We start from the raw sequence: 7,262 nt of genomic DNA, 5'->3' as shown, positions 1-7,262 counted from the left end.
AAACCTTGGAGTAACTGAACAAAGAGGCGGTTAATGTGCAGATACTGAGGCCAAACCTTGAAGTATCTACACAAAGAAGGGGTTAATGTGCAGATACTGAAGCCAAATCTTGAATTATAAATGGAAGTGAGGATAAGTCCTTTCCAACTCAGCTCTTGATTCAATTTGGTTTTGCTTCTTTATCTATGGGTAGTTCATTATTGTTTAAATCATTTTTTTGTATGAGAAGATCACTAACCAAGAAGCCTGCATCAACCGTAGCGGAGAGAATGGGGGCGGACTCCTGCAAGAGGAAAGGGCAGGCTTTAGGTCCACTTGCGTAAGCAAGTTAGCTCAGCGCCCGCCAGAGGGTGCGTGCCCCCATTCCCAGAGCGATTCAATCGCCTTTAGTAACTTTCATATAAAACAGGAGGAATTGCAAATGGCTAGAAAATTAGAAGTTATGGGTATGGTATGTCCGTTCCCTTTAGTAGAAGCAAAAAAAGAAATCGAAGAAATGACATCAGGAGAAGAGCTTGTCATTAACTTTGATTGTACACAAGCAACAGAAAGTATCCCGCGCTGGGCTGCTGAAAGCGGGCACACAGTTACCAACTATGAAGAAGTTGGCGAAGCAGCATGGACGATTACCGTGAAAAAGAAATAATATAAAAGCTGTCCTTATGTGAGAGGGCAGCTTTTATTTCTTACTTAAGTATGAGTAGCCCCCTTGAACTCTCTATGCTCTATGTATAAAAAAGAATCTTGCTGTCCAAAATGAACAGTAAAAGCAATGGTCTGTAGCGCCGCATTGACTTTTGCATAGAATAGGGGTACACTTGCGATAATTACAAATGAAATTTGATGACGAGAAAGAGTAATGATGGGTACTTATCTACAGAGAGTTGACGATATGCTGGAAGTCAACGTTAAGACCATGATGAAAATCCTCTCCGAGAAGCGAGACTGAACGGTGTTTAAGTCTCGACGGTATTCTACCGATATATAGGACGCGTATGATGGTACGTAGTGATGATGAAATATTGAAAACCCCACTACTATGAGGTTTTTTTATTTTTCTACTAATCGAATGTTATTTGTATAAATAGCTCGATCCTACGTCCGGGATCGGGCTTTTTTGTTTGGGAAAAAGCAGAAATGGAGCTGAGGTTGATGAAAGAAACGGTTCAAGAAAGAGAAAGTCGTTTACGTAAGCTATGGCAGGAGGAAAAGACGTTTCAACAGTCTATTAAAAACCGTCATGGTCAAAAAAGCTATGTGTTTTATGAAGGACCACCAACAGCAAATGGTATGCCACATGCTGGTCATGCGTTAGGAAGAACGATGAAGGATTTTGTTGCTCGTTATAAAACGATGCAAGGTTACCAAGTATTACGTAAAGCTGGCTGGGATACACATGGTTTGCCGGTTGAATTAGAAGTAGAGAAGCAATTAAAAATCCGAGGTAAAGATGAAATTGAACAATACGGTGTGGAGAAATTTATCCAAAAGTGTAAAGATAGTGTCTTTACGTATGAGAAGGAATGGCGCCAGTTTACAGAAAGCTTAGGCTACTGGGTGGATATGGACGATCCTTACGTAACACTAGACAATGATTATATTGAATCTGTCTGGAATATTCTTGCTAACATTCATCAAAAGGATTTGTTATATAAAGGACATCGTGTCGTGCCGTATTGTCCACAATGTGAAACATCGTTAAGCTCACATGAAGTCGCACAAGGGTATGCTGACGTGACGGATTTATCGGCAACGGCAAAATTCAAAGTAGCAAATAGTGCTAACGAATTTTTCTTAGGATGGACAACGACACCGTGGACATTACCAGCTAACGTCGCCTTGGCTGTTCATCGTGATATGACGTATGTGAAAGTTCAACAGCAAAATGAAACATTTATTGTTGCCAAAACATTAGCACCGACTTTATTTGCAGAAGGGTATCAAGTCGTAGCAGAGGTAAAAGGTAGTGACTTAGTAGGTGTCCAATACGTCGCACCATTTGATTTCATCTCGGTACAAAAAGGACATGAAGTCGTAGCAGCTGATTTTGTTACCGATAAAAGCGGAACTGGGATCGTGCATATCGCACCAGCTTACGGTGAGGATGATTACCATGTCATTAAAGAAAATGGCTTTGATTTTGTTCATGTTGTCAATGAAAAAGGTCAGTATAAGGATGTCATCGTTCCACTTGCAGGGAAGTTTGTAAAGGATTGTGATGTCGAGATCGTCAAAATGCTTGCACATAACGGCCGTTTATTCCAAAAAGAACGTTACGAGCATAGCTATCCACATTGCTGGCGTTGTGATAGTCCGCTGCTATATTACGCAATGGAAGGCTGGTTCATTGAGACAACGAAGGTAAAAGAACAAATTTTAGCTAATAATCAAACGGTCGAGTGGTATCCAGATCACATGAAAAATGGACGATTTGGAAATTTCTTAGAGAATTTAGTCGATTGGAATATCGGTCGTAACCGTTATTGGGGAACCCCGTTAAATGTTTGGGTGTGTGATAATTGTGAGGAGCAAAAATCACCGGCATCACTTGAGCAGTTACGATCATGGTCTGAGCAACCACTTGCAGCTGATTTTGAGCTTCATAAGCCGTATGTCGACCAAGTCACGTTTAGCTGTTCATGTGGTGGCACGATGAAGCGTACAAAAGAAGTCATTGATGTCTGGTTTGATAGCGGATCGATGCCTTTTGCTCAATATCACTATCCTTTTGAAAATGAAGCGTTGATGCAAAGCCAATTCCCTGCTGATGTTGTCATTGAGGGGGTTGACCAAACGCGTGGTTGGTTTTACAGCTTACTCGCAGTCTCAACATTATTTACAGGAAAAGCTCCATACAAACGCGTCCTCTCACTCGGGCATATTTTAGATGAGAATGGTCAGAAGATGTCCAAAAGTAAGGGCAATGCCTTAAACCCTACCGAGTTAATCAATGAGTTTGGAGCAGATGCTTTAAGATGGGCCTTACTTGGTGACAGTGCACCATGGAATAATAAACGATTTTCGAAAAAAACAGTCAGTCAAACGAAGTCTAAAGTCATTGATACCTTTGCAAATGTGTACTCTTTTTATGCGATGTATGCAAAAATTGACCAATTTGAAGTTGAGACTGATTTTGTTGGAAAGCGTTCAAGGTTAGATGAGTGGGTTTTATCGAGATTAAACACGGTTGTAGCAGAAGTAACGAATAGTTTAAATGCCTATGATGTCACAAAAGGGGCAAGAGCAATTGCAACTTTCCTTGATGAGGTCAGTAACTGGTATGTCCGTCGCTCAAGACAGCGTTTCTGGAGTAGTGGTATGTCAGCCGATAAGAAAGCCGCTTATCATACGTTACAAGAAGTGCTTGTTAAAACGGCTCAACTAATGGCTCCGTTTGCTCCGTTTATGAGTGATGAAGTTTATCGGGCATTAGTTGGTGAGAGTGTGCATGTGTCTGATTTCCCAAGTGTAAATGAAGAGGCGATTGATGTTAACTTAGAGGAAAAAATGCAGTCTGTTCTTCAGATTGTTGAGTTAACTCGTTCGATTCGTAATCAAGTTGCGATCAAAACGAAGCAGCCACTATCAAAATTAACGGTCGTAACCTCTAGCGGTCATAGATTAGAAGGGCTTGATGAATATAGTGAAATCATCGCTGATGAGACAAATATGAAGCAGATTCAATTTGAAACATCGCTGCAAGATTATGTGACATATGAATTGAAGTTAAACTTCCCGGTTGCTGGTCCAAAATTAGGTAAACTGGTCGGTCTCGTGCAAAAGCAAGTGGCTCAGCTTTCAACAGAAGAAGTTCAAGCATTTGTTCAAACCAAAAAGCTAGAGTTTTCCGTGACGGAAGGTGAGACGGTCGTATTAGGGGAAGAGGATATTCTGATTGAAACTCGTGCTCCAGAAGGTTTAGCGTTAGCCGAAGGGGATATATTCACGGTATTACTCGATACGACTTTAACGGATGAATTAAAGCAAGAAGGCTTTGTGAGAGAGTTTATTCGTGCTGTTCAAACCTATCGTAAAGAGCTTAATTTACCCGTAGAATTACGAGTCGTATTAAATATTCATGCAAGTGAGACCGTGCAAAACGTATTACATGATTTTGACGCTTTCTTGTATGAGAATCTAATCATAGAATCCTACCGATTTGTAGAAGATACGGCAGGAATGGAGCGATTAGAAGTAGAAAGTGAAGAGGTTTATTTAGCGATACAATCATAATCGAACATAATAGTTAGAAGAGGCAGTGACTTTAAGTGCTGCCTCTTTGTGTTGGAAATACACTGTATAAAAGTGGCAATGAAAAAACAAACCCTCCATATAAACACCAGCGAGAATTTCTTTGGTAGACTTGATTTTATATTTCAAAAGGGGGGTCATTGATGAATCATAAAATAGAAGAAGTTCATCTAGAAAGTACGCTCATTCAATTAAAAAAAGCTTATTTAAAGTTAACAAGTAACATAGATGAACAAGATCAAAATTTTAAGAGTTTACAAAAATATATGGTTGATTATAAGAATGAACTCGATAAGTTTGAGGTGTATAATTATCAACAGTCATTAAGTATGATTGATAAACGGGGTTTTGCTGAGGTAATAGAACGCGAGCAAGTGAAAAAGTTGATTCAATCACCCTATTTTGGTCGTTTTGATTTTGTATATGATGGAGATGACAAGAGTGAGGCAGAAACGTTTTATATTGGGCGTTTCGGCTTTTCTGATGAGGACGGTTTACCGTTGATTTATGACTGGCGAGCTCCTGTTTGTAATATGTACTATGAATTTGAGCTAGGCAAAGCCTTTTATGTGACAAACGAGCGCCATTTCGAAGGAGAACTCACTTTGAAGCGGCAAATTAAAGTAGAAAATTCAGAACTAGAATATGTGCTGGATAGCTCTTTAACGATACAGGATGAAATTTTACAGCAAACTTTAAATCACTATGCTAGTGAAAAAATGAAAACGATCGTTACGTCGATTCAGCGTGAGCAAAATAAAATCGTACGTAATGAATCAGCCTATAATGTCATTATTCAAGGGGTAGCTGGCTCTGGGAAAACGGCTGTAGCTCTTCATCGGATTGCCTATTATTTATATAAATTTAGTGATACGTTACGGGCTGAACGTATTTTTATTTTGTCACCTAATCAAGTATTCGGAGATTATATATCAACGGTTTTACCTGAGCTTGGTGAGGAGCCGGTTCGTTCCATGACTCTTGATGAGCTTACAAAAAGTTTATTGCCTAGTAATTTCTTATTTCGTTCATTTGAGGATGAAACGAGAGAGATACTGGCGAATCCAGATAGTGCTTTAGTTAAACGGGCGAAATCGAAGGGGGATTACTCGTTCGTTGTCCAATTACAAACTTTCTTAGAAGAGCTAGATCTGACATTATTAAAAAAAGAGAATATCAAGATAGCGGGAGTAGAACTTTCTTATGATTATTTGCAAAGTCGTTTTCTTCATTATCGCAAGGAGCCGGTTTTTGACCGTTTAAAGCAAATGGTTGAAGACATTTGGCAAGTCCTTAAATCAAAGTCATTTCTAGAAGGTAAGATTCCGAGTAAAAATGAAATGATGAAACGATTAAAAAAACGCCTTCTGTATTCATCGACACTAGCCATTTATCAGGCTTTTCATGCAAGTTTTCAAATAAGCTTGTTTCAGTTCGAGGATAAAAGCTTTGAATTTAATGACGTCTATCCATATTTATACGTGAAGTTATATGTTGAGGGGATGAAGCAATATGAACATGTACAGCATTTTGTCTTAGATGAAATGCAGGATTATACACCGATTCAATATGCGGTATTATCTAAAGTTTTCACGTGTAAACGAACGATTATTGGGGATTTTGGTCAGGCATTATTTCCGTATGTAACGATTTCAAAAGAGGCATTTGAGGCTTTATTCAAACAGACTGAATATGTAGAGTTAACTACCACATATCGCTCTACTTTTGAAATTGCCGAATATGCGAACCGATTTATACGTCATGGACCTATGCAGCCAATCGCTCGACATGGGGAAAAACCGAAGGAAATCGCTTATTCAGACTTCGGACAAATGATGGCACTCATCCATCAAAGTGTTACAAAACGTTATCAATCGACGGCGATCATTTGTAAAAACGAGAGTGATCTTCATGCTATTCAAAAACACTTGCATGTTCCATTTTCCGTGCTTGATGGTCAAACGAAAAAGTTCCAAACAGGTATTATCCTAACGACGATTCAATATGCGAAAGGATTAGAATTCGATGCGGTTATTGTTCCTTTTGTCAGTGATGAGAATTATCATACTGCCTTTGATTGTGGATTATTGTATATTGCTGTTACAAGGGCCATGCATGATTTAACGATATTAAAGGATGCGACCGCACCTTCAAGCTTATTGTAATTCCTTTAAAATCGTGATGATTTGTTTGACGTTATTCATCGCTATGTTTAATTGGTTCAATAAATCATCCGTAACATGGAAGAATTCGCTTGTAAATGAAGTTGACTGTAATAAGTCATGGATATTTAAGATTTCATTTGTTTCATTCAGCTTAGAAAATAAGTGAGAGATACTCGTAAGGGAGAAATGGGCACTGCGTAATGTACGAATTATAAGTAGTTTTTGGATGTCACTCTCACGATAAATTCGACGGTTTTGCTTATTTCTTTCGACAGAATATAAACCATTTCTCTCCCAATTCCGTAATGTGCCCTCTGTTAATTGGAGGGTGGCAGCGGCTTCTTGATGTGAAAATGTCTGAGCTGAACAGGGCGCCACGTGTAAATTCTGTTCGACTGTTTGGATTGCCTGTAAGGCAAACTCATATTCCGTTTGCAAAAAAGCTAAGTATGATGTTGCTGCTTGTATACTTTTCTTAAATTGTTCATGACCACTATATTGGACAATTTCAGTTGCTTTTTTACGTAGATTGTTTTGAACAAATTCCTGTTTAAAAGCCAGTCTCGCTATTTTGATTTGTTTGAGATGTAGCTCACTATATTCTCGATAGCCATTTTCCTTCCTTGGTACAGGAGAGATGAAATGCCATGTTTCATATAGTCGAACGGTATTAGGATGGATATGGGTGAGTGCTGCGATTGTACTTGTTCGCATACGATCCCGCCTTTCGAACATATTCCATCTTTCTATTTTAAATCGGTTGTCTATGATTATTCAATCATTATGAGATTAGTCATTACCAAACATCATCAATGTTGGGAGGTATTGACAAGTGGTTGATTTGTG

General features: G+C 38.9%; 4 protein-coding genes. 3 read left to right on the top strand and 1 reads right to left on the bottom strand.

Going from position 1 to position 7,262, the window contains the following annotated elements:
- Nucleotides 1–421 precede the first annotated feature (421 nt).
- The 3 genes from PQ479_RS13580 to PQ479_RS13570 all read left to right on the top strand — a co-directional run bounded on the left by PQ479_RS13580 (nucleotide 422) and on the right by PQ479_RS13570 (nucleotide 6,416).
- Nucleotides 422–646 carry a sulfurtransferase TusA family protein gene (locus tag PQ479_RS13580; RefSeq protein ID WP_047989691.1) on the top strand — a complete coding sequence of 75 codons (225 nt, stop codon included), beginning with the start codon at nucleotides 422–424 and terminating at the stop codon, nucleotides 644–646.
- A 506-nt stretch (nucleotides 647–1,152) separates the two neighbouring features.
- Nucleotides 1,153–4,233, top strand: a complete 3,081-nt coding sequence (gene ileS / locus PQ479_RS13575; RefSeq protein WP_420535546.1) for an isoleucine--tRNA ligase — start codon at nucleotides 1,153–1,155, stop codon at nucleotides 4,231–4,233.
- Nucleotides 4,234–4,394: 161 nt separating this feature from the next.
- The gene (locus PQ479_RS13570) at nucleotides 4,395–6,416 is read left to right on the top strand and encodes a HelD family protein (RefSeq protein WP_047989689.1); all 2,022 of its coding nucleotides are present in this window, start codon (nucleotides 4,395–4,397) and stop codon (nucleotides 6,414–6,416) included.
- Here the strand turns inward: PQ479_RS13570 and PQ479_RS13565 are convergent.
- Nucleotides 6,408–7,130, bottom strand: coding sequence for a MerR family transcriptional regulator (locus PQ479_RS13565; RefSeq protein ID WP_047989688.1), 723 nt, complete (start codon nucleotides 7,128–7,130; stop codon nucleotides 6,408–6,410). The two genes, PQ479_RS13570 and PQ479_RS13565, sit on opposite strands and share 9 nt — an antisense overlap.
- Nucleotides 7,131–7,262: the final 132 nt, after the last annotated feature.

This window comes from Alkalihalobacillus pseudalcaliphilus, assembly GCF_028610675.1.
GTDB classification, from domain to species: Bacteria; Bacillota; Bacilli; order Bacillales; family Bacillaceae_D; genus Alkalihalobacillus; species Alkalihalobacillus pseudalcaliphilus.
This window is presented reverse-complemented; position numbering and strand designations above follow the sequence as displayed.